This is a genomic window from Solihabitans fulvus, from assembly GCF_008386585.1.
Taxonomy (GTDB): Bacteria; Actinomycetota; Actinomycetes; order Mycobacteriales; family Pseudonocardiaceae; genus Solihabitans; species Solihabitans fulvus.
Window position 1 is genome coordinate 25,429 of sequence record NZ_VUOB01000009.1, and the last position, 21,809, is coordinate 47,237.

Consider the following 21,809-nt stretch of genomic DNA (forward strand, 5'->3'; position numbering starts at 1 on the left):
GTCCCCAGGCGCTCTCTGGTGGATGAGGTCATCGACCGGATCCGGGAGGAGGTGACCTCGGGCCGGTGGCCGGTCGGCACCCGGATTCCCGCCGAGCCCCAGCTCGTCGAGCAGCTGGGGGTGGCCCGCAACACCCTGCGGGAGGCGCTGCGGGCGCTGTCGCACGTCGGCGTGCTCGACGTCCGCCACGGCGACGGCACCTACGTGCTGGCGCGCGACGAGAGCCAGGGCGCGCTGCGGCGTCGGCTGGAGCTGGCCGACCTGCTGGACCTGCTCGCCGTCCGGCGCGGGCTGGAAGTCGAGGCCGCGAGGCAGGCCGCGCTGCGCCGCACCCGGCAGGACCTGGCGCGGCTGCGCCGCCTGGTCACGCGGCGGTCCGGCGACGGCACCGTGGACGCTCGGGTGGAGGGCGCGTTGGACTTCCACACCGCGGTCGTGGCGGCCTCGCACAACCCGCTGCTGGTCGACCTCTACGACGCCATCGCCTCGGCCTCCTCGGCCGGGATGCGCCAGGCGGCCACCGACCCCGCGCTGCCCGACCTCGACGACGACCCGCACACCGAGCTCCTCGACGCCGTCGCCGACGGCGATCCCGAGCGGGCCGGGACGGCGGCGGCCCGCCACCTGGACATCCTCATCCACAGCGTGCGGCATCGACTGCCCTGATCAGGTCTGGGCTCCCGGTCCCGCCAGACCGGGAGCCCACGGGCCTAGCTGGTCGGTGGGACCTTGGTGTTCTGGTCCTGCACGACCTGCCACGCGCCGTGCTCGCGCGTCCAGCTCAGCCCGATCACCAGGTGGCTGCGGTAGTCGTCGCTGGGCCGGTGCCAGACCGAGTCGAACAGCACGAACGCCGTCTGGCAGCCCGACACGACCCGCTGTTTGAGCGTGAAGGACTGCTCCCAGTTCGTGTCGGCGAAGAACTCCCGGATGAACGCCATCGCGTCGGTCTTTCCGGCGTAGACGGTCGCGTCGGGCATGACGATCGTGTAGCCGTCGTGGGCCAGGGTCCCGAAGCCGTCGGCGTCGTGGCGCGCGGTGGTGTCCAGGTAGCGCTGCACGGCCTGGTCGAACTGGCGCGCGCAGCCGGTCTCCCGGTGCCCCCGGTCGGGCAGGTCGGCGGCGGACGCGCCGGCCGGCAGGGCGAGCGCCGCGGTCAGGGCCGTGCCGAGCGCGACGAGTGCGGGTCTGCGAGACATGGGGTGTCCTTTCTGGTCGGTGGTGTGTCTCGCAGAGGCAAGCATCGCGGGCACGCGCCGGGACAGTGATTCGAACGGCCTCGAATCCCGCCCCGGTGCGGTCAGGCGTCGGCCAGCAGGGTGTCGGCGCGGTCGGTGCGGCGGTAGAGCACGTGGTGGCGGTCGCGGTTGCGCAGCACCAGGCCCGACTTGTGCAGCACCGTGAGGTGGTAGGACACGGTCGCGGGCGCGAGGTTGTGGCGGCGGCCAAGTTCGGTGGTGGAGCGGGGCACGTCCAGGTCGTGCAGCAGGGTGGCGCGGGTGCCGCCCAGCAGCCGGGTCAGGCCGTGGGCGGGTCCGCGCGCCGGGGTCGAGAGGCTGGCGACGGGGAACCGCAGGAACGCGCCGCCGGGGTCGGCGAGCTGGACCGACAGGTACGGCCAGACCAGGGCCGAGGGGGTCAGCACGAGTTCCGTGTCGGCGAGGCTGGACTGGGTCTGGCGTGGCTTGTCGACCAGCAGCGCGGTGCCGGTCCAGGTGATCTCGCGGTGCAGCGAGCCCAGCAGGCGGCCCATGCCGTCGGTGGCCAGCGCGCGGGACCGCTCGGCCAGGTCGGCGTCCAGGACCGGTTTCAGCGCGGCCCACAGGTCGGCGACCGCGGCCCGCCAGAACCGGGCAAGGCCGGCCGCGGCGCGGGCGGCGAAGGTGCCGGCGTGGGCGGCGTCGCGGACGGCGGCGGGCAGCGGCGCGGTGCTGAACTGGGGGTCGTGGAGCTGGCGCCAGGCCAGGTCGGCGGGGGTCGCCGCGACGGTGTCCAGTTGGGCGGCCAGCACGGCGCTGGTCGCGCCGGCCGGTGGTGTGGGGGTCAGCAGGTCGGGGGTGCTGCCGTGGCTGCGGCAGCCGATCACCTGGGCGAGCAGCGCGACGTCGGGGTCGCGCAGGGCGTGGCGGGCCTGGGTTCCCGGCGCGCCGTAGACGGGGTGGCTGGTCCGCAGGACGGTCAGTTCCAGCCAGTTGAGTGCCTCGGCCAGAGGCGAGACTGCCAGCCGGGTCCTGGCCAGGGTGGCCGAGTCCAGGTGCGCCACGATCATCTGACGAGAGTAGGGCCTGGCGGTGGTTCAGTTGCGGCGAACGGCGTTGAGGCGTTGGACCGCCACGCCGCCGTCGGTCGGTCCCGTGCGGCTGGCCAGGGTGGCCGTGGCGAACCTGGTGCACGAGTTGGTCTGCGGCACCACGTCCAGCTCGGCGGCCCACCCGTAGTTGCTCAACTACACGGCGCGGTTGGATGTGGTGGAGATTGCGAACTCCGCAGGCTCGTCCACCCGAACAGCTCAGTACCGGTAGCTACGGCCTCCAATCACCACGTCGCCGCCCGTGCCCTCACGTGTCTGCTCAACAGCAGCCAATGCCGTGGACAACAAGCCCTCCAACTGCTCGGGCGTGCGGCGGCGAAGCAGTTGGTCGAGATGAGTGATCGCGTCCCGCGCTGAACGCCCCTTCACGGGAGCGCCGCCGCCCGCCGTCGTTCCGTCGTCGCGCACCGCGTCGATTCCGTGCTGCCGGCACCCCACGTGGCCGGCAGTACGGCATCGGCGGCGAACAGGACCTCGAAGTCGTGGCCGTGAGTGCAGACGAACCGGACGCGGCACCGTTCGGCCAGGTCGGTGTCCCGTTCGACCTCAGTTTTCAACGCGGTGGCGAAATCCATCCGCAGCGAACCGGTGATGTGGGCACCCGGATCCAGTCGAGCCAGATCCTCGGACACGACGTACATCGCACAACTTCGCTTCGCTCCAAGGATTCAAGTGAAGGCCGTGCTGGGCCAGCGGCTGACTGGTCAAGCGGTCGGAACTGGCCACCAAGGCCGCCGGACCGGAGGAGAACAGCGTCCCGGCGTCCTCGATAGGCACACAGACGATGTCGTTGGGCCGCCCCCGCCAAGTGGACTCGCCATCGCGGTGCGGGGACACGATCGCGTTGAGTCAGACGACGATTGAGTCATGCGCACAGGCCGTCACCCGTCCCGGAAGGCGCCTCAGGTTGCATACGAGGAGATGTCCGAGGATGAGCGTGAACGAGGTGCCGCACGATCTCTGCGAGGGAGCCGACAACGATCACCTCGCCCGCCACCGACGCGAACGGCCGGTGCCGGTCTGGCACGTCGGGCAAGTTGGCCAGCACCGCCCAACGCTCATCCCACACCCGGACGATCTCGATGCGGCCCGGACGGAACCGGTGCAGGTGCCGACCGGCGCGCGACCGTTGCTGTTGAGCAACGGCAGCATGACGAAGCCGGCCTCCTTGCGAAGCTGGTCGATCAGCTCCGCAACCCCGGAGCGTGGCGCCTCTGCATGGGCGATGTCCTGCACCCCGGTGACTCCTTCCTGGGTACGGACAGGACTGTGGCGTCCCTGCTGGAAAGCAGCCACACCGAGTCCGATGCCGGGGCGCTCACCACGCCACAGCCCTGCCCGCGTCAATGTCCCGGCAGGGCAACGGCTGCGCGTGACCAAGCGACAGCGATCTCGATGGGTCAGCCGAAGCCCTACCGGGTGCCCAAGCGGAGCCTCTACCTACAAAGCCCCGCCCTGGCATAATGAACGCTAGGGCGGGTCAGTTGATCTTCGTTGCCAAATTGGCAACGTCCCACGAATGGCTTAGACCGGCACTCCCATTCGGTACGCCATGCCGCGCAGATCTCGGCCCACTGAATCCCTCTTGGCGCGCGCGGCAAGGCCCGCGACTGTTGCGCGCACCAGTGAGTTCGTACGAATGCGTTGGGGCGCAATGCTCTCGGCGCGTCGGAGGGCTTGAGTGGCGGCCTCTTGCGTCTTGCGGCTCTCAGCCAACGCGCGCCCGAGATCTGCGTAGAACATCGCCTGTCGCGCCGCAGAGGGAACAGCGGCGGCCTGCACGTGTCGGGCGACCTCGGCTACCTTGCCTCCGTGACCCAGCTCGGTGCTGAGGGATACCCGCCAGATTCCGACGTTGGCGCGCCCGAAGTAGAGCGTGCCGAACGTCCCCACCTCGTCAGCCAACCCCGCGGCCACATCTTCCGCTTCGCGCAGATGCGCTTCAGCGGTGCCTTCGTCCCGTGTCGCAGCAGCGGCCAGCGCACAGTTCAGATGCAACATCCCGTAGACCTGGGCGACGGCCGGATCGTCCAACTCACCTTGCAGCGCGTCTGCGGCCCGGAGCGAGACCCTGAGCTGGTGAGGGCGATCCGGACCTCCCAGGGCGTGCGCGCGAAGCCACGCGGCAAGGTCAGCCCACTCGGGTCCGCGGAGCGCGTCGGCAACGGTTTGAGCGTGGAACGCGGCCAGTTGCGGCAACCCCTGCAGGTCTTCCAGGTCGGAGGCAAGCTCAGGCCAACTCCGCGGGGTGACGTCCGATGGCTCACCGAGTCGGTACTCCGACAGGGCGGCCTCCACATCGGCGATCATCGCCTGTGCCTCGGCGGTTACCGGGTCGGGAGACGGGACAGGAAGGCCCACGAGCTCAGACGGTGCCACTCGGTGAGCATCCGCGAGCGCTCCAGGAGGTGACGACTGTCGACTGGACGTTCGCCACGTTCGAGCCGCGACAGATAACTCTTGCTGATACCCGCCAGCTCGGCGACAGCCGCCAGCGACCGCTTCCCCCGAAGTGCGCGGAGTCGACGACCGATCAGGTTCGAGTCATCCTCGTACACGGGTGGCCTCCCGCCATTGCACTGCCGAGATCCACGGTACGCGAGCCTGCCGCCGGTGAAACACCCCGCGCCTCAGCGCGGACGAGTTGCCATCAACCCACACGGGTCATGAGGCCGGCTCGGAGTAGCTGCCGATGGCCACGAGAGAATCCGTCGGCAGGGATCAAGGCGCTGACCCCAGCAATGGGGACGCCTGAAGGGAAGCGTGGCATCCTGAGCGGGAGGGATCTGCTCGGATCCCGTTGCGGCACAACAAAGAACCCGGCACCACCGCACGTGGTGGTGCCAGGCTCTCGATCCGACTATCGACTCGGGCACGGGCGGCGTTGCCATCCTGGACGTGGTCGGGCGGTGCGAGGCGGTCATCGCAGAACACGTAGAGTGCGGTGAGGAGGGTGTCTAGTTCGGTCGTCACAAACTTGATCTTGACACCCTCCTCTCGCGTCTCAGGACACTTCGCCCATCAAGATCCAATCGGAATCAATCATCTAGGTCCCCGACCTATCCTGGGGCCTTGCTAGCGACGCAGGCGATGGCCTACGGGTGCCGTCACGTCACCCGAGGGCCTGACTCCGGTCACTAGCGGTCTGGGGCGAGGTCTAGCACGGTGTACCCAATGCGACGACCTGTGATGCGGTGAAAGGAACAGAGCCGTCCGAGTTGACGTCGCTGACCTGCTTCCACGCCGGGAGGGTCGTGCTTTGGGTGGTACCCACGCTGTCGGTCCAGTAGACGTACACCGGTCCGCTGCCGTTGTTCCACAGGCTGTTGACGTTCCGAAGAGTAGCGTTGAGCCCCTTGATCTGGCACATCCCCGAGATGTATTCGCCGGTGCCGTTTCCGTTGGTTCCGTTCCACACGCAGAAGCTTCCTTGACCGCAGCCCCACTGATCGGCGTGCGCCGGCCCCGACAACGCGAGGTTCGCGGTCACCGTCATCGCGAACGCGGCCACCGCGAACGCGACCTTCTTGACACCCAACAAGATTGACCTCCTGTGGAAGGGCATGGCTCAACACCTAAGGTTGGCCATTTGCCACAACAATTACGGTGTTCGGGCGGGTTGTCTGTCAGTGTTTGCTCGTCGTCACGACCTCTTGGCCGCTGTCGTCTCCCGCCCAACTAAGGCGAGCTCTGGGTCCTGACCCCTCTGGTAACAGCCCTCGACGAGGACCACCGAGGTCAACGGCGTCCCGGACAGGGCCGCCGCGGGCGATCGTCTCCCCCTGCTCCCCCTGCGCAATCCCGATCGCCCGCAGCGGCCAACCCCTGTCTACGCCGGACGGGTTGTTCGGTGTCGTCCACCGGACGGTGAACAACGATGTCTGAACAATGCCGGTCGGAGGTGATAGTGGTGCCGCGACGGGAACGCCCGCTCGACGCCGGGGACGACGCGGTGGTGCGGTTCGCCGGGGAGCTCCGCAGCCTGCGGGAGAAGGCGGGCGGCCCGACCTACCGCGAACTCAGCAAGCGGGCCCACTACTCGGTGACGGCGCTGTCGGAGGCCGCGAACGGCCGCAGGCTGCCCAGCCTCGCGGTGACGCTGGCCTACGTGACGGCCTGCGGCGGCGACGCGGAGGCGTGGGAGACGACCTGGCGGTCGGTCGCCGCCGAGTCGACCGAGCCGCCCGACCAGCAGGACACCACAGCGGCGCCCTACGTCGGGCTGGCCGCGTTCCAGTCGACCGACGCGGACCGGTTCTTCGGCAGGGAGCGGCTGGTCGAGGAACTGTCGGAACGCGTGTGCCGACACCGGTTTCTCGGCGTGTTCGGAGCGTCCGGCTCCGGCAAGTCCTCGGTGTTGAGGGCCGGCCTGCTCGCGCGGGCCGGGTCGACCGGCCTGTCCGGGCGAGGAGCGCAACCGGCGCTCGTGTTCACCCCTGGACCCCATCCCGTCGAGGAGTGCGCGGTGCACTTCGCGGCGCTGACCGGCGAGTCGGCGACGGCGCTGCGGGCGGAGTTCGCCACGGATCGGAACAGCCTGCACCTGCGGATTCGGCAGGCCCTCGCCGCGCGGCACACCGACGAGGACCTGCTGCTGGTGGTAGACCAGTTCGAGGAGGTCTTCACGCTGTGCCAGGACCGCGACGAGCGCGCCGCGTTCGTCGCGGTCCTGGTCACTGCGGCCACCGCCGCGACCAGCCGGGTGCGGGTCGTGCTCGGTGTGCGGGCGGACTTCTACGGGCACTGCGGCGAGCACCCGGCGCTGGTCGAGGCGCTGCGCGACGCGCAGGTCCTCGTCGGCCCGCTGACGACCGACGAGCTGCGCAACGCCATCTCGCGGCCGGCCGCGCGCGCCGGTTGCACCGTGGAGACCTCGCTGGTCGCCAGGCTGGTGGCCGACGCGGCCGGTCAGCCCGCGGTGCTCCCGCTGGTTTCGCACGCCCTGCTGGAGACCTGGCGACGGCGGCGTGGCGTCACGCTGTCCGTGGCCGGCTATGAGGAGGCCGGTGGCATCCAACACGCGATCGCGCGCAGCGCCGAGGACGTCTACACCGGCCTCGAGGCCGCCGAGCAGCGTGTGGCCAGGCTGGTGCTCCTGCGGCTGGTGGCGATCGGCGACGGCACCGAGGACACCAGGCGTCGCGTCGAACGGCGCGAACTGGACACCGTCGCGACGAACGCCGGCGCGGTGGTCGAGAAGCTGACTCGCGCGCGGCTGCTGACCGTGGACCAGGACAGCGTCGAGATCGTGCACGAGGCCCTTATCCGACGCTGGCCTCGGCTGCACCGCTGGCTCGCCGAGGATCGAAACGGTCTGCGCGTGCATCGGCAGCTCACCGAGGCCAGCGTCGGCTGGCGCTCGCTCGGCTGGGACCCCGGCGCGCTGTATCGCGGCGTCCGGCTGGCCGTCGCCCAGGACTGGGCCGCAGCCAACGACGACGCGTTGACCGGGCTGGAGCGCCGGTTCCTCGCGGCCAGCCTCGCCGCGCGGGCCACCGAACGGGCGACCGAGCGTCGGCGCACCCGCCGCCTGCGCCAGCTGGTCGGGCTGCTCGGTGTGCTTCTGGTCATGACGGGTGCGACCACCTGGTACGCGGTGCGCGCGAGACAGGCGGCCAACGCGGGGCGGGACACCGCCCTCTCGCGCACGGTGGCCGGCGACGCCGCGGCGCTGCGCGTCACCAATCCCGCCCTGGCGGCCCAGCTCAGCCTCGCCGCCTACCGGCTCGCGCCGACCGCCGTGGCCCGCGACAGCCTGCTCAGCACGTTCAGCGCCCCCTATGCCACGAGGTTGACCGGGCACACCGCGCCGGTGACGTCCGTGTCGATCAGCGCGGGCGGCCAGCTCCTCGCGTCGGCCGACAGCGACGGCACCGCGAGACTGTGGGACTGCGCCGACCCCAACCGCACCGTCGAGGTGGCGCGATTGGACGGCGCCGGCAGCATGGTTGTCATCAGCCCCAAGGGAAATCTCCTGGCGACTGTCGGCGGCGACACCTCGTCGCTGTGGAACGTCACCGATCCGCGTCACCCACGGAAGGTCGCCAACCTGCCCGGCCACCGCGACGACAGGTTCGGACCGAGGACCATCTCGGCGGCCTTCGACCGGGACGGCCGCGTGCTGGCCACAACCGGCACCGACAACCTCGCCCGGCTGTGGGACGTCGTCGATCTCGAACACCCCGAGGAGCTCGGATCCCTTGTCGGGCACACCAACGACGTCGAGTCCGTGGCATTCAACCCGGACCGCCGGACCGTCGCCACGGGCAGCAGGGACCGGACCGTGCGACTGTGGGACATCGAGGACCTCACGCACCCGCGCCTGATATCCGTCATCGCCGACCACACGAACACGGTGACATCGGTGGCGTTCAGCTCCGACGGGAGCAGGCTGGCCACCGCCGCGCGCGACCACACCGCGCGACTGTGGGACGTCGCGACGCGGGACCGGCCGCAGCAGCTGGCCGTGCTCGCCGGCCACTCGGACATCGTGACGTCCGTGACGTTCGTCGACCAGCAGACCGTCGCCACCGGCAGCAGCGACGACACCGCGCGACTGTGGGACGTCACCGATCCCCGGCACGCGCACCAGATCGACACGCTCACCGGGCACATCGACGCGGTCACGGCCGTGACCTTCAACCTCAGCAAGCAGATCCTCGCGACCGCGAGCAGTGACCGCACCATTCGGCTGACCTATCTGCCGGGGCCGCTGAGCAGCCACGCGAGCGCGGTGACCTCGGTCGCGTTCAGCCAGGACGGTCGGGCCCTGGCCACGGCGAGCGAGGACATGACCGCACGACTGTGGGACATCACCGTCGCACACCACTTCCGCGAGATCACCACCGCCGTCGGCCACACCGACGCGGTCAGCTCGGTCGCGTTCGGGCCCGGCGGGCGGCTCATGGCCACCGGCGGCGCCGACCGCACCGCGCGGCTGTGGAACACCAGCGATCCGGCACACCTGCGGCAGACCGTCATTCCCACCGGTCACACCGACCGGATCACGGCTGTCGCGGTCAGTCTCGACGGCCGTCTCCTCGCCACGGCGAGCGCCGACGCGACCGTGCGGCTGTGGGACATCACGAACCCGGACACGCCAAGGCTTACCGTGATCCTCGACGAGCACACCGAGACGGTCACCTCGGTGGCGTTCAGCGCGGACGGACACCTGCTGGCCACCGGCAGCGGCGACCACACCGCCCGACTGTGGGATATCTCCAGTCCCGGTGTCGGCACGACCATCGCCACGCTGACGCCGCACACCAACACCGTCACCGCCGTGGCGTTCAGCGCGGACGGACACCTGCTGGCCACCGGCAGCGACGATCACACGGCGCGGCTCTGGGACACCACGGATCCCCACGCCCCGCGCGAACTCGGCGCGGCCGTCGGGCATGGCGACTCGGTCCGCTCGGTGGCGTTCAGCCCGAACGGACGCACGCTGGCGACCGGCAGTGCCGACCACACCGCCCGACTGTGGGACGTCGGCGATCCGGTCCATCCCCTGGTGACCGCGATCCTCACCGGACACGCGGACACGGTGCGGTCCGTCGCATTCGGCCGGGACGGGCACACGCTGGCGACCGGCAGCGACGACCACACCGCGCGGCTGTGGGACACCGACATCGAGCGGGTGGCCGGCCATGTCTGCGAGATCGCCCACCCGAGGATCACCCGGGAGGAGTGGGACAGGTACTTCCCCGGACTGCCCTACCAACCGCCGTGCCGGCCGGACAGGTGACCGGCGAACGTCGGCCACGGCGAACGCGGAGGGCGCCCCGGCGGCGAAGCCGGGACGCCCTCCGCATCGGTCGGTAGTCGGTCCTCGGAACTCCTAGCCCAGCCTGCCTGCCCAGGTGCGATCTCGCGGCCACCAAGATGAGCTCGGTGACCAGCGCCCTGTGCACGGTGGCCGGGGTTGCGCATCGGGTCACCGCCTGGGGTGCCCGAACGCGCGCGACAGTACGTACGCGATCGTACGATCGATCGCCGTTGTCGTGGAACGAACACTCCCGACCGTGCGATACCCGTACTGCTATCGCATCGAGTGCGCTCCGGGGCTATCCGATCGGCCTGGCCAGTGGAAAGGAAGGACAGCGCGCAACCGCCGGCCCTCGCATCCGGGCCGTGTTGGCCTAAGCAGGCCAGGTGGATGTGGCCGAGTTGCTGGCGGCGGCCCCGCAGTTGGTGCGGGGCCGCCGCAACGCCCGGCGGCTTGGCGCGCATCCGCGCAGAGCGGCACCGGTCGCGGCGGTGGAAGGAGCCGCGCTGGCACGCCCGGCCACGGGGTCGGCAGCATGCTGCTCATCGGCCCGACGCCAGAGCACTACCTGGCCTTCGGCTACCGGGACGGCCTGGACGGCGTCCCGCCGGCCACCTGAGACGTGCTGGACCGCCAGCTGAACCACCTCAGGAAAGCGTGGAGTGTAGGCCGGGATCAGTTGATCGGTGACGTGCACGGTGGCGTTGCGGCTCGTCCTGTCCGCGGCCCTGATCATGGTCGTGCCGGCTCTGCACGCGCGGGACTTCGGCCATCGCCCTGATTTCTCAACTGTGTGGATTCGTGGTCCAGACTCGACTGGCATTTGGCGCAGCACCCGGTCCGCAGTTCCGGCCGCGCCGCGACCAGGCGCGGCCGCATCGTCGGAAGTTGTTGCACGATAAGGGGCGAGGCGACACCATTCCTACTCTCGGCATGGTTCGACACTGGGGTGACGGTTGTGGCACACGTGGGGTGCCGATCCGTGCCGAGACGGGACGAGGGGGCACCAGATGGTGGGGGCCGACGCCGCACAACTCAGGATCCAGCGGGATTTCGTGGACGCCCTGGAGCGATGCGACGCGCTGCGGGCCGAAGGGGACCGTCAGCTGCTGGTGAACATACTCTCCGACGCGTTCCGCGAGGTCGTCTCGCTGCGCGGCCATGTGGCGGCACGCGTGCAGCTCCTCGAGCTTGTCAGATTCTGCTGCAAGCAGCCGGAGGGTCTGCACACTCTGGTGCAGGTCGTCCAGACTTTGGAGCCGCGAGCGCCGGAGTGTGTGGTGCTGTCGTGTCTGTGTGACGAGTGGTATGCCATGAAAGCACTGCCGACGGAGGATTGGGACAGGCTCCGCGAAGCCCTGCTGTCCGTGCGACTTGCGGACGAGGCCGCTGATGAGATGAGGGTCCTGCGGCATGCTGTGCGGACCGCGACCGGGTCCAGAGTGCATGAGCTTGCTGCCTACTGTTGTTCCGCCTGGACCGGATTCGTGTTCATGGCGGGGGCCAACGCCGCGCCTGGCGGCCTACCACCCGCGATGATCTTCCTCGACTGCGTGGCCGAGCAGGTGGCGGATCGCTCGCTCGCAAGTCAGCTCAGGCGGTGGAACCGCAGGTGGGCCGAGAAGTTCGAGGTGACCGACCGCCTTGACGCTGCACCCTGGCGCTCGACGCAGGAGGACGCGAAACAGATCAGCGTGGTGTATCTGGTGATCCAACTCGATCCCGACCCGACCGACCGCGACCAGTTCATGCTCACCCACTGGCGGCAGTGGGATGCGTCCGGTTGGCGGCCGCAACGTCAGCCCGGGGTGGCGGTGTCGCGGCGGGATCTGGAACGCGAGATCGACCGGTTGATCTCGGACCTGGAGTGCGAACTTGGCACGGGCCTGGCAAAGCCGCAGGTGGGCTCCATCTTTCTCGAGTTCGTCGTGTCATGGGAGATGCTGAACACCCCTATCGAGTTTTGGCGCAAGGCATCCATGTCCAGCGATACCGTGCCCCTGGCCGTTGACCATCCTGTCGTGCTGCGTAGCCTCGACCGAATGCGGGCGACCCGGCATCACCTGGCGTGGCGGCGTCGCTGGGGTGCGCTGTCCGGGCAGTCGGTGGCCAATCGTCCTTATTGGAGCCAACCGAGCGGACTCGAATACTTCACGCGGCTTGCCGCCGAGTTGAGCGCGAACGAGCACATCGTCTCAATGGTCCTGAGCGAGCCGCCCGGCGACCGCGACAGCGTGGCGTGGCGGGAGGTGACGATGGCCTTCCGGGCGGGGATACCTGCGATTTTGTGGGATCGGGAGGATTGTTCGGGGGAGGAGTTCCGTGAGGCGGTCGGAGCGATGCTCTCGGACGGTGAACTACACCAGTTGCCGCAGCGTGTTGCTGCACTGAGACGCGACGCGCTGCGAACATCGGAGCCTGCCAGCAGATCGAGGCACGCCGGCCGAAGCATTGCTCTACTCTGGGATGATCCCGATAGACTGCCTGAGCCACGGAGTGGCCCGGAATTGGGAAGTGGCTGATGACGAGCGACGGTGGCAACGTGCAACCAGGCGAGTTATCAGACGAGCCTGGATCATTGATGCCCGATTGGTGGATCTATCACGGCAACGGCCGAGTCCTGGATCCCGACGAGCGCGACCACAGATGGCCTGCGCCGCCGCCATGGCGGGAGTTCCACGGGGGTCCTGATCTACCGACACCGGAGTCGGACGTGGTGGAAGCGGAGCGACGTCTTGGTCGTTCTTTTCCAACCAGCTACCAGGATCGGGAGGTCCTCAACCGGATCAATGCGGCGATCACGCTCGCGCGCCCCCTCCTCGTGACGGGAAAGCCGGGTTCCGGAAAATCGAGTCTCGCGTACTCGATCGCGCGGGAGCTGGGCTTGGGGCGGGTTTTGCGCTGGCCCATCACCAGCCGCACGACGCTGAAGGCCGGGCTGTACGACTACGATGTGTTCGGCCGTGCGCAGGCCATTGGTATGCGGGAGAACAGCGAAATCGGCAACTTCGTCCATCTTGGTCCTCTTGGCACGGCCCTGCTGCCGCATCGTCGGCCGCGCGTCCTGTTGATCGACGAAATGGACAAGAGCGACATCGACCTGCCCAACGACCTGTTGAACATTTTCGAGGACGGTGAGTTCCCTGTTCCCGAACTGATACGCGTGCGCGACCGTGAATCTCGGGTCACCGTGCACACTGCGGATCCCGGTGCTGTCGCTCCGGTCGAAGCTGGTGTTGTCAGGTGTCACGCCTTCCCGATAGTCGTTGTCACCAGCAATGGTGAGCGCGATTTTCCTCCGGCATTCCTGCGACGCTGCCTCTCGCTCGCCATTCCCGATCCCGGTGTCGAACGGCTCGCCGAGATGGTGGCCGCGCACTTTTCTGACGACGGTGGTGAGGTCACGGCCGAGCTGGTAAGGCTGTTCGCCGATCGTCGCGCGAAGCTGGGTGGAATGGCGGCAGATCAGTTGCTGAATGCCGTTCACCTGGTCAGATCGGGTGCCGGAGACGGGGTGGAGGCGGCGAACTGGAGTGAGCTGCTGGACGCGGTCTGGCATCGACTGTCGGTGGGGTCGTGATGGTGAAGCTGTTCTTTCCCGCAACTCGTCGAGGTGGCTCGCCCGCGCATTGGAGTAGCGTGTGGCGAAGATAGGGTTCACCGCGCCGTCAACTGCCCGTTCCGTCGCCGTGGGAGATGTCACGGCTCGGGATGTGGCCGATGCGCTGTGGCTCGCACGCAGGCTGCTGCTGGAACACCGCCCCGCTGACCCCGTTTCGGACGAACCTCGGCCGAAGGAGCCACCAGCCGCGACCGAGCGTCCGTCGGGACCCCCGCCTGACACGACGTCGAATTCGGTGGCGCCGCCGGATGTTGGCGCACGGGAACCCGACCTCCCGGTGGATTCCGACGATATCGCCGGGGAGTCCCGTGGTGTCGACCCACCTCGGCACAGCGCGACCGCGGCTGCCGTCCTGGATGGGGATCAACCTCGGGTGGACTCGGGTATTCCACGGGCGCTCCGGCCGCTGCGGCTGGTCATCCGGTCGGCGACCGAGCTGGAACTCGACGAGGAGGCGACGGCCGAACGAGCGGTCGTGGATCGGCGTTGGCTCCCGGTCCGTCGGCCGGCCGAGGAACTTCGCTGGGATGTCGTGCTCGTCGTCGATGACAGCCCGTCCATGGCGCTCTGGTGGTCGACCGCCCTCGAGTTCGCCGGGACGCTGAGCCGGCAGGGCGCCTTTCGCAACGTCCAGGTTCGTCTGCTGGGCAGCGACGAATCGGGACGCCTGACCGTGCGGAGCACGGTGGCGGGCGCGCTGCGGCATGGGATCTCCGAGGTGATCGATCCCAGCCGTCGCCGAATCGTCCTGGTGCTCAGTGACACCGCGGCGGAAACGTGGCGGTCGGGTTCCGCGTTCGCCGCGCTCAGGGTGTGGGGAACCGCGCATCCGGTCGCTCTGGTCCATGTCCTTCCCTGGCACACCTGGCACCAGGCGGGCATCGAGCTTCATCGAGTGCGGCTACGGGCCCGCGAGCCCGGAGCGCCCAACTCGAGCCTTGACTGGATGCCACAGGCGGCGGCTCCGGACCTGTTCGACGATCTGGACGACGTGGTGCCGATCGGCGTTGTCGAACTGAACTCCGCCGGGCTGTCCCGGTGGGTACGCATGACCACGGCCACTGGCGCCGGTTGGACGGACATGGCCGCGCTGCTGGTGCCGCCGCGTCCCATGGTCGAGGCGGGTTCGGTGTTCGATGTTCCGCCGACTCCGGAGCGTCTGGTGTCGGACTTTAGGGCTACGGCTTCGCCGGTGGCCTATGAACTGGCGACCTACCTGGCCGCGGCCCCACTGGAACTCGATGTGATGCGACGGGTGCGTGCTGAGCTGCTTCCCGCCTCGGACACCGTGCACCTCGCCGAAGTCCTTGGCAGCAGGCTCGTCGCACCCGTCGCACCATCGGGTCAGGTAAGTTCTGATCGGGTGACTTTTGAGTTCGCCCCCGGTGTGCGTGCGGAACTCCTTGCGGCAGGCCGCCGGGTGAGTACCGCCAGGGTGCGTCGGGTTGTCCGGGACTGCGTCGGTGCCCAGGCGCCCGAGGTTCATGAATTCTATTCAGGATTGGACGAAGTCGCTGGTCGCACGGTTCGGGAGACGGACGTGTCCGCGCTGACGGAGTTCTTTCTCGACGCCGACCTCGCCGTGCTGGGGGCATTGTCGGGGATTCACCTGGTCGAGGCCAGGCAGTTACGCAGGGTCCTGAAGCGAACTGACATTCACTCAAAGGTGGCGGGAGCAGATCCCGAATTGAGTGACGCCTCGCCGCTACTGCAAGAATCGGATGATGCACCGCACTCGGTCGGGGTTCGGGTAGCTGGTCAATCATCCTCTGGGGAAGTCAAGCGACATGCAGGAGGCACCGAGGTGACCACGACCGCTGATCGGGATACGGAGGCGACACAGAGCCCGCAGGGTGCGCCACCACTGATATGGGGCGGTGTGCCACCTCGAAATGCCAACTTCACCGGCCGCGACGATCTGCTACATGCGCTGGACGAACGTCTGGAACCGGGGGCCACGGCAGCGGTTCTCCCGGAAGCACTACACGGTTTGGGGGGTGTTGGCAAATCGCAACTGGCAATTGAGTACGCATATCGGTACCAGTCGAAGTTCGATGTGATCTGGTGGATACCTGCAGAACGGTCGGTGCAGATCGCCAATGCGCTCGTCGAACTCGGTCAGCGATTGAATCTTCGAGCCGGAGCCGCAGCCAATATCGCTGTTCAGCCTGTGCTGGATGCGTTGCGCGGCGGCGGGCATCGCAAGATTCCGCCGAACTGGCTGCTGGTGTTCGACAACGCCGACAACCCCGCCACCGTGCTGCCCTACCTACCGACCGGTGGTCCGGGTCGAATCCTGGTCACCTCACGCAATTCGCAGTGGCTCAGCATCGCGCGGCCGCTCGAGGTGGACGTGTTCCGGCGACAGGAGAGCGTGCAGCTGTTGCAGCGACGCGGACCCGAACTCACCGACGACGAGGCCGGACGCCTCGCCGAGGCGCTGGGAGACCTGCCCCTGGCGATCGCACAGGCGGCCGCCTGGCGAGCGGAGACCGGTATGCCCGCCGACGAGTACCTCGAACTGCTTGCGGAGAAGCAGGTTGAGCTGCTCAGTGTTCCCGGCGCGCTGGATTACCCCACATCGGTCGCGGCGGCGTGGAATCTCTCACTGGAACAGCTGGAGAAAAAGAATCCGTCTGCCTTGCGGATCCTCCAGACCTGTGCGTTCTTCGCGCCCGAACCCGTTGCCAAGTCGATGTTCACCAACGGCCGCGGTGCCGCGGTGGAGCCCGGCCTGCAACGAGCGCTGCGGGACAGGTTGCGGCTCAACGAGGCGATCCGCGACATCAACCGCTACGCCCTGGCGCGGATCGACCATCGCACCAATTCCATTGAGATGCACCGCCTGGTGCAGGCGGTGCTCGTTGGCCAGATGACCGAAGCGGAGCAGGACCGCAGCCGGCACGATGCCCATCTGCTGCTCGGCGCCAACGACCCGAATGCGCCGGACGACCGGGACTACTGGACCAAGTACACCGAACTGAACGCGCACATTCTGAAGTCGAACGCCATCGAGTGCGAGGAACAGTCCGTTCGTGACCTCGTCTTCAACCAGGCGAAGTTCCTCTACTACTGGGGCGACCACGAGGCGAGCTGCGACCTGTCCCAGCGCATCTACGACATCTGGTGTGAGCGGCTGGGGCCCGACCACCTGGAGACGCTGAAGGTGGGCCGGTGGCTCGGGTTCATGCGCTGGGTGCTCGGCCGATACGCCCAGGCCGCCGAGTTGAACGACGCGATCCTGGCCGCCTATCGGCGCACGGTCGGTGATGCGCACGAGGACACGATCGAGGCGATCGGCGCGGTGGCGGCCGACAACCGCGCGAAGGGAGACTTCGCCACCGCCCTTGAGCTGTCGGAGGGGAACTACCGGCGATGCGTTCGCTCCTTCGGTGACGAAGACCCCGTGGCCCTCAACGCCGCCCACAACCTGGGTGTGAGCCTCCGACTTGCCGGAGACTTCAGTCGGGCGTTGAAGCTGGATGAGGAGACGTGGGGACTGAAGGTGCAGACCTTCGGCTCGGAACACCCGCTGGCGTTGATCACGCAGGTCGGCCTCACGATCGATCGCCGCGAGACCGGTGACTACCGGGGCGCCAGGCTCGCCCACGAGGAAATCGTGGCCACCTATCGTCGGCAACACGAGGCACTCAACCCCGCAACACTGCGGGCGGTTCGACACCTCGCGGTCATGCGTCGCAAGGCTGGCGACCACGAACGCGCCCTGACGGCGTCAGAGGAAGCACTGCGTGGCCTCACCGCGCGCTATGGCCCTGACCACGCCGACACGCTGGCGGCCGCACTGAGCAAGTCCATCGACCTCCGGCACCTCAAGGACATCAGCGGTGCCGCAAAGCTGGCCCGGCAAACACTTGAGCGCTACCAGCGTGCTCTGGGGCCAGATCATCCGCACACGCTGTCCGCCGCGGTGAACGTCGCCATCGTGCGGCGCTTTCTTGGTGACAACGGCCCGGCCGAGGAGCTCGACAGGGCGACGGTCGAGGGCTTCCGGGCGCGCCTCGGCGAGGACCATCCGTCCACGCTGGTGGCGATGGTGAACCTGGCGAGTGACCGTGCCGCCCTGGGTTTGGCGCAGGCGGCGTACGAACTGGGGCTGAGCACCGCCGAACGCGCTGAGAGAGTGCTTGGCGCCGATCATCCGACGACGCTGGCCTGTCGTGCCAACCTCGCCCAGGACCTGGGCACGTTGGGCAGCGTGGCGGAAGCGGCGCGGATGCGGGCCGAGGTCATCGAGCGGCTGCGGCGGCAACTAGGCGGTCAACACCCGGTTGTGTCGCAACTGAGCGACCCGAACGCCCGCGCCGACTGCGACATCGACCCGATGCCCTTGTGATTGTCAGAGATCGCCGCCGAGCCAGCCGGCGAGCCGCTCGGGATGAGGGGCTTCGCCGGTGGCCGCGGCCACCGCGTCGTGGATGGTGCTGACGAGTTCCGGCCTCGTTCGCAACGTGGTCGCCGCACGACCGGGCGAGACCGACTCGAGGGCGAGTCCGAGGCCCGACCACGCGCCCGGTCGATCGCAGGGGTGTGCCAGCTCCGCCAGGTAGAGTTCGCGCGCGCCAGCGGAATCCCCGGTGACCAAGGAGAAATCGCCCGCACCCCGGTTGTCGCGCGCCTGAGTCGACCGGCCGAGCTGGGCGCGTGCCCTGGCGAACTCGGCGCGGTCGGCCATCAGCACCTGGGCAAGCACGGCCTTTGTATCGAGTCTCGGCGGATTCGGGTTCGGGACGACGGCCGATGGCGCGTCGAAGGCAGGCGACGGATCGCCGGCCAGCCAGGCCTGGACAGCCTGGCGAACCAGCCGGTCGGTTGGGCGTAAGTGACTGACCCGCCAGCCCGCCAGGTGATCCTCCGTCGCGGTGTTCGCCGCGCGCAGCGCGTCGGCGGTCACGATCGCCGTCTGCCAGGGGGCCAGTCGACGAGCGATTCGGTCAACGAAGCGACGGCCGGCCTCGGTGAGGGATGTCCTGTGCCGCAGGACCATCAGCGCCAGGTTGGCCTGCCTTCGCCGCAGTGCGAACTCGAACTCGGCGAGTTCGTGTTCCGTGTCCGTGACTCGCCCGCGTTGCACACCCCAGAACTCGGTGACAGCGGTGAACGCGTAAATGCCCTGCAGCAGGCCGCTGGTGAATCGCGGGTCGTCGCGCCAGGGGGCGTAGCAGTCTTCCGCGTCGTCCTCGTGCTGTAGTGCGACCAGATGGTCGACCCCGGTCAGCTTGCTGTGCTGGAACTCGTGGACGAGCGTGACAGCGAGTTGAGCCGCGTCGAGCGACTCGGACACGATCGTCCCGCCGAAGCCGTCCCCGACGGAGGCGCTGAACGGGCGGAAGCGGAAGGTGGCGGGGGCCGGAGTCACCGCCACCAGACCGGCCGAGAGTTCGGCCGCTCGCGGCAGATGGTCACGGGTCAACAGGTGCCAGGCATCGTCGAGGAGCGCGGACCATCGCGCGGCGCTGTCCGGCGGCAGGGGATCGGGCGGAGTGGGACTGTCCAGGCCCCGGTACGGCCCGAGGTCATCCAGGTGCACCACGAGACTCGGGGCGCCGCCTCGGCCGGCGGCGCGCAGCACACGAGCGGGCTGCCACGAGGGATCACCTGATTCGTCGCGCTCGCGAGGAATCGCGACCGTCGCGGCGCCGGCCGCGACGCGTGCGCCCGCATCGTCGGAGATCACCACTGCCGAGGTCCACGGCTCGACCGTGGACACCTGAGCCGCGCCAAGCGTTGGCAGCACGGCAATGCCGTCCCACAGCGGAACCGTCAGGCGAAAGCGCAGTCCCGCACGGATCGCGGCCGCACTCGCGAACGAGTGAAGCTGGCCCACATGGAACCACAGTGGGGCGGGATCGCTTGTGCTGTGACGCAGTCTGCGCAGCGTGTGCGCGGCCCACACACCGGTCTGCGGATGGGTGAGCATCTGCGAGACCGCGTCGGGAGCTCGATCTGCGGCGCTGGCCAGCAGACGCCACGCCACGTCGACCGGGGACAGTGGGCCGGTCGAGCCCAGACGCCGCCTGGCAAGCCGAAGGAGTAGGCGAAGCATGAGCAAACGCCTGCTGTACTCGGCGTTGCGCAGTACCTCAAGCGCTCTGTCGTCGTGCTCGCCGAGGGCAAGCGCATCGAGCTGGAACTCGTCGAGCCGATGGTGGGGAAGGGTGTCCTCCTGATCAGCGCTGGAGTCGCTTGGCGCCACCTCGCGGTTGCCTCCGTCAGTCGTAGGGGTGGGGCCTACGAGTTGTGACCGCCCACGCTGCTGCTTGGATGGTCGATCTGACGTAGCAGGCGCTCCACCGCCGGCGCCAGCTCGGACTCCGCCAGGGAGTCCAGCGCCTCGAGTCGGACTCGTGTCAGATCCACCAGACCTGAACTGACCTCGTGTGCGGATTCATCCACCTACCCGCCCCCCTCCCATATCGTGCGGCCTGGCAGCGATGCGGTCCGCAGCGGGTCGGGCGCGGGCATCACCAGATTGTCCTCATTGTAAAGTTGACGGACGCACGGGCAGAGGTGCGGACGGACGCATTTGCTGCCGCACGCACCAGGACTACTCGTCTGGCGGATTCTCGATGACCTCGGCGACCGCCGCGTCGAGCCTGCCCATCGCAATCGAACCCATGGCGAAGAAGCGAATGGCTTCGACCAGTTCTCGCAGCGCACCCGGATACCGCCAGCATGTGCGGACGATGCTCGCGACATCGGCCCGCGCCGTCCGCTGCCTGGCGATCGCCGACCACACCTCCGAATCGAGTTGGCTCAACACCAGGTCACGGCCCTCCCGCGTGTCGAAGCCCGGTGTTTCGAGCAGTATGGTGACGATCTTGCCGAGCTCCGCCAACGTGGGGCCTCGCGAGTCGACACCGGCGCTGCGCGGTTGCGCGGGAGCCGGTGACTTTTGTGGCGGGTGCTCGCCCACGGACAAACCTGGCGGATGCTCGCCGACGAGACGAATCCAGGCGCTGCCACGGGTTTCCTTCACATTAACCGCGATCTGGCGGAACGAATCCGGCTCGGCGGCGGGGTCGTGGCACACAACGGCGTCGTAGAACCACTCGGACGCGATGAGCATCAGGTTGGTTGTCGACTTCTCGAGGGCCTGTTTTGCCTCGGGGGCCTCCAGGATGCGACTGGCGTGGATCACCGCCTCGCTGGCAAGTCCATGCTGGTCGTGGTACACCTCGCCGGCGTGTAGGGCCAGGCGCAGCCGGATGCGTGCGCCATCGGAGTGATCTCCGTTGTGGCGGCGCAGGCCCGAGGCAAGTCGCTGCGGCAGCCGGTCCACCAGCAGGATCTTGGGAATGTCGGGTGGCAGCAACAACAACAGGCCGTCGCCCATATCGTCTGTGCGGCAGCGGCCCCACCCGATGCTGGACTCGTGGCAGGCCGTCTCCATCAGGTTGTACAGGCCCTCTCTGACGGCCAACCGATGGAGGTTCGTTCTGGTCGGATCCCCGTAGCTCGCCACGTCGACGACCGCGATCGTGCGCGGCACCGCCTCCGAACCCGGGTCCATTCAGACCTCCCTGGCGGCACGCGCTTGTCCGCTGCCCAGGCTGTTGTAGCGCCAGCACGACGAGGTCGAGACCACAGCGACCGCACACCACTCGAACGTACGAACGCCGGATCGGGTCGCGAGCCGGCCGATCCACCGGCGAACCCGTGCCACGCCGACATGAGACCACCGGGCGGCTGGCGGGATACCGGGATGATCACTAATCCCGCGTGGTCGGCGCCCGCAGACTTGCCAGCGGGCGTACCCGCGTCAGGCACGCGACCATGCTCCGCTACCAGGTGAGGCAACAGAAGATGAGGGTGATTCCTCAGGTCGGACGGGCTTTGGGATACCGGGCGGTGGCCGGCTGGGACGTTCCTGGACATGCTGTCGCCTCGCTGCCAGGCCGCGCTGCTCGAGTTGGGTGTCGCACGGACCTACCGACACGGGGAGGTCCCGCTCCGGGAGACCGAGCGGTCCTCGCACGTCGTGGGAACACTGGCAGCGGGCGACTTCGGCCTGGTCGGCAACGCGCCGATTGTCGCGTGCCGGCTGCTGGACGCGAACGTCGTCCGGCGGGCGCGGGTCTGTCAAGTGTTCG

Annotated in this window: 15 protein-coding genes and 1 pseudogene; 6 read left to right on the plus strand and 10 right to left on the minus strand. The window is 68.5% G+C overall.

Annotated elements, in window-relative coordinates; genetic code table 11:
• Positions 1–18 precede the first annotated feature (18 nt).
• A complete protein-coding gene (locus tag F0L68_RS05480) occupies positions 19–666 on the plus strand; it encodes a FadR/GntR family transcriptional regulator (RefSeq protein ID WP_223198519.1) in 648 nt (215 codons plus the stop codon).
• A 44-nt stretch (positions 667–710) separates the two neighbouring features.
• On the opposite strand, the gene F0L68_RS05485 is transcribed toward F0L68_RS05480, so the two are convergent.
• The 7 genes from F0L68_RS05485 to F0L68_RS05505 form a co-directional block, all read right to left on the minus strand.
• Positions 711–1,199 carry a nuclear transport factor 2 family protein gene (locus tag F0L68_RS05485; RefSeq protein ID WP_149848360.1) on the minus strand — a complete coding sequence of 163 codons (489 nt, stop codon included), beginning with the start codon at positions 1,197–1,199 and terminating at the stop codon, positions 711–713.
• A gap of 101 nt (positions 1,200–1,300) precedes the next feature.
• Positions 1,301–2,269 (minus strand): DUF5937 family protein, encoded by a 969-nt coding sequence (locus F0L68_RS05490; RefSeq protein ID WP_149848361.1) that lies wholly within the window; start codon positions 2,267–2,269, stop codon positions 1,301–1,303.
• Between the two features lie 27 nt (positions 2,270–2,296).
• Positions 2,297–2,446: a hypothetical protein gene (locus F0L68_RS42175; protein WP_188316406.1), complete on the minus strand. Its 150-nt coding sequence runs from the start codon at positions 2,444–2,446 to the stop codon at positions 2,297–2,299.
• A 230-nt stretch (positions 2,447–2,676) separates the two neighbouring features.
• The gene (locus F0L68_RS05495; RefSeq protein WP_188316407.1) at positions 2,677–2,943 is read right to left on the minus strand and encodes an RNA polymerase-binding protein RbpA; all 267 of its coding nucleotides are present in this window, start codon (positions 2,941–2,943) and stop codon (positions 2,677–2,679) included.
• Positions 2,944–3,835: 892 nt separating this feature from the next.
• On the minus strand, positions 3,836–4,621 hold the full coding sequence (locus F0L68_RS05500; protein WP_223198520.1) for a tetratricopeptide repeat protein: 786 nt from the start codon (positions 4,619–4,621) through the stop codon (positions 3,836–3,838).
• A gap of 17 nt (positions 4,622–4,638) precedes the next feature.
• Positions 4,639–4,869, minus strand: coding sequence for a helix-turn-helix domain-containing protein (locus tag F0L68_RS43365; RefSeq protein ID WP_223198521.1), 231 nt, complete (start codon positions 4,867–4,869; stop codon positions 4,639–4,641).
• A 599-nt stretch (positions 4,870–5,468) separates the two neighbouring features.
• Positions 5,469–5,852: a peptidase inhibitor family I36 protein gene (locus F0L68_RS05505; RefSeq protein ID WP_188316408.1), complete on the minus strand. Its 384-nt coding sequence runs from the start codon at positions 5,850–5,852 to the stop codon at positions 5,469–5,471.
• A 369-nt stretch (positions 5,853–6,221) separates the two neighbouring features.
• On the opposite strand from F0L68_RS05505, the gene F0L68_RS05510 reads away from it, so the two are divergent.
• The 4 genes from F0L68_RS05510 to fxsT all read left to right on the plus strand — a co-directional run bounded on the left by F0L68_RS05510 (position 6,222) and on the right by fxsT (position 18,052).
• Complete coding sequence (locus F0L68_RS05510; RefSeq protein WP_223198522.1) at positions 6,222–10,055, plus strand: nSTAND1 domain-containing NTPase; 3,834 nt, start codon at positions 6,222–6,224, stop codon at positions 10,053–10,055.
• 1,031 nt (positions 10,056–11,086) lie between these two features.
• Entirely contained in the window at positions 11,087–12,598 is a 1,512-nt protein-coding gene (locus F0L68_RS05515; RefSeq protein WP_149848367.1) for a VMAP-C domain-containing protein, read from the plus strand.
• A 191-nt stretch (positions 12,599–12,789) separates the two neighbouring features.
• Positions 12,790–13,656, plus strand: coding sequence for an AAA family ATPase (locus tag F0L68_RS05520; protein WP_223198523.1), 867 nt, complete (start codon positions 12,790–12,792; stop codon positions 13,654–13,656).
• A gap of 133 nt (positions 13,657–13,789) precedes the next feature.
• Positions 13,790–18,052, plus strand: coding sequence for an FxSxx-COOH system tetratricopeptide repeat protein (gene fxsT, locus F0L68_RS05525; RefSeq protein WP_149848368.1), 4,263 nt, complete (start codon positions 13,790–13,792; stop codon positions 18,050–18,052).
• A gap of 3 nt (positions 18,053–18,055) precedes the next feature.
• On the opposite strand, the gene F0L68_RS05530 is transcribed toward fxsT, so the two are convergent.
• The 3 genes from F0L68_RS05530 to F0L68_RS05535 all read right to left on the minus strand — a co-directional run bounded on the left by F0L68_RS05530 (position 18,056) and on the right by F0L68_RS05535 (position 21,229).
• On the minus strand, positions 18,056–19,912 hold the full coding sequence (locus F0L68_RS05530; protein WP_188316409.1) for an HEXXH motif domain-containing protein: 1,857 nt from the start codon (positions 19,910–19,912) through the stop codon (positions 18,056–18,058).
• Between the two features lie 35 nt (positions 19,913–19,947).
• Positions 19,948–20,112 (minus strand): FxSxx-COOH-like cyclophane-containing RiPP peptide, encoded by a 165-nt coding sequence (locus F0L68_RS45600; protein ID WP_497856218.1) that lies wholly within the window; start codon positions 20,110–20,112, stop codon positions 19,948–19,950.
• Positions 20,113–20,263: 151 nt separating this feature from the next.
• Complete coding sequence (locus F0L68_RS05535) at positions 20,264–21,229, minus strand: effector-associated domain 2-containing protein (protein ID WP_149848372.1); 966 nt, start codon at positions 21,227–21,229, stop codon at positions 20,264–20,266.
• 363 nt (positions 21,230–21,592) lie between these two features.
• Here F0L68_RS05535 and F0L68_RS05540 point away from each other — a divergent pair.
• A pseudogene (locus tag F0L68_RS05540) lies at positions 21,593–21,809 on the plus strand (hypothetical protein); the annotation flags it as partial.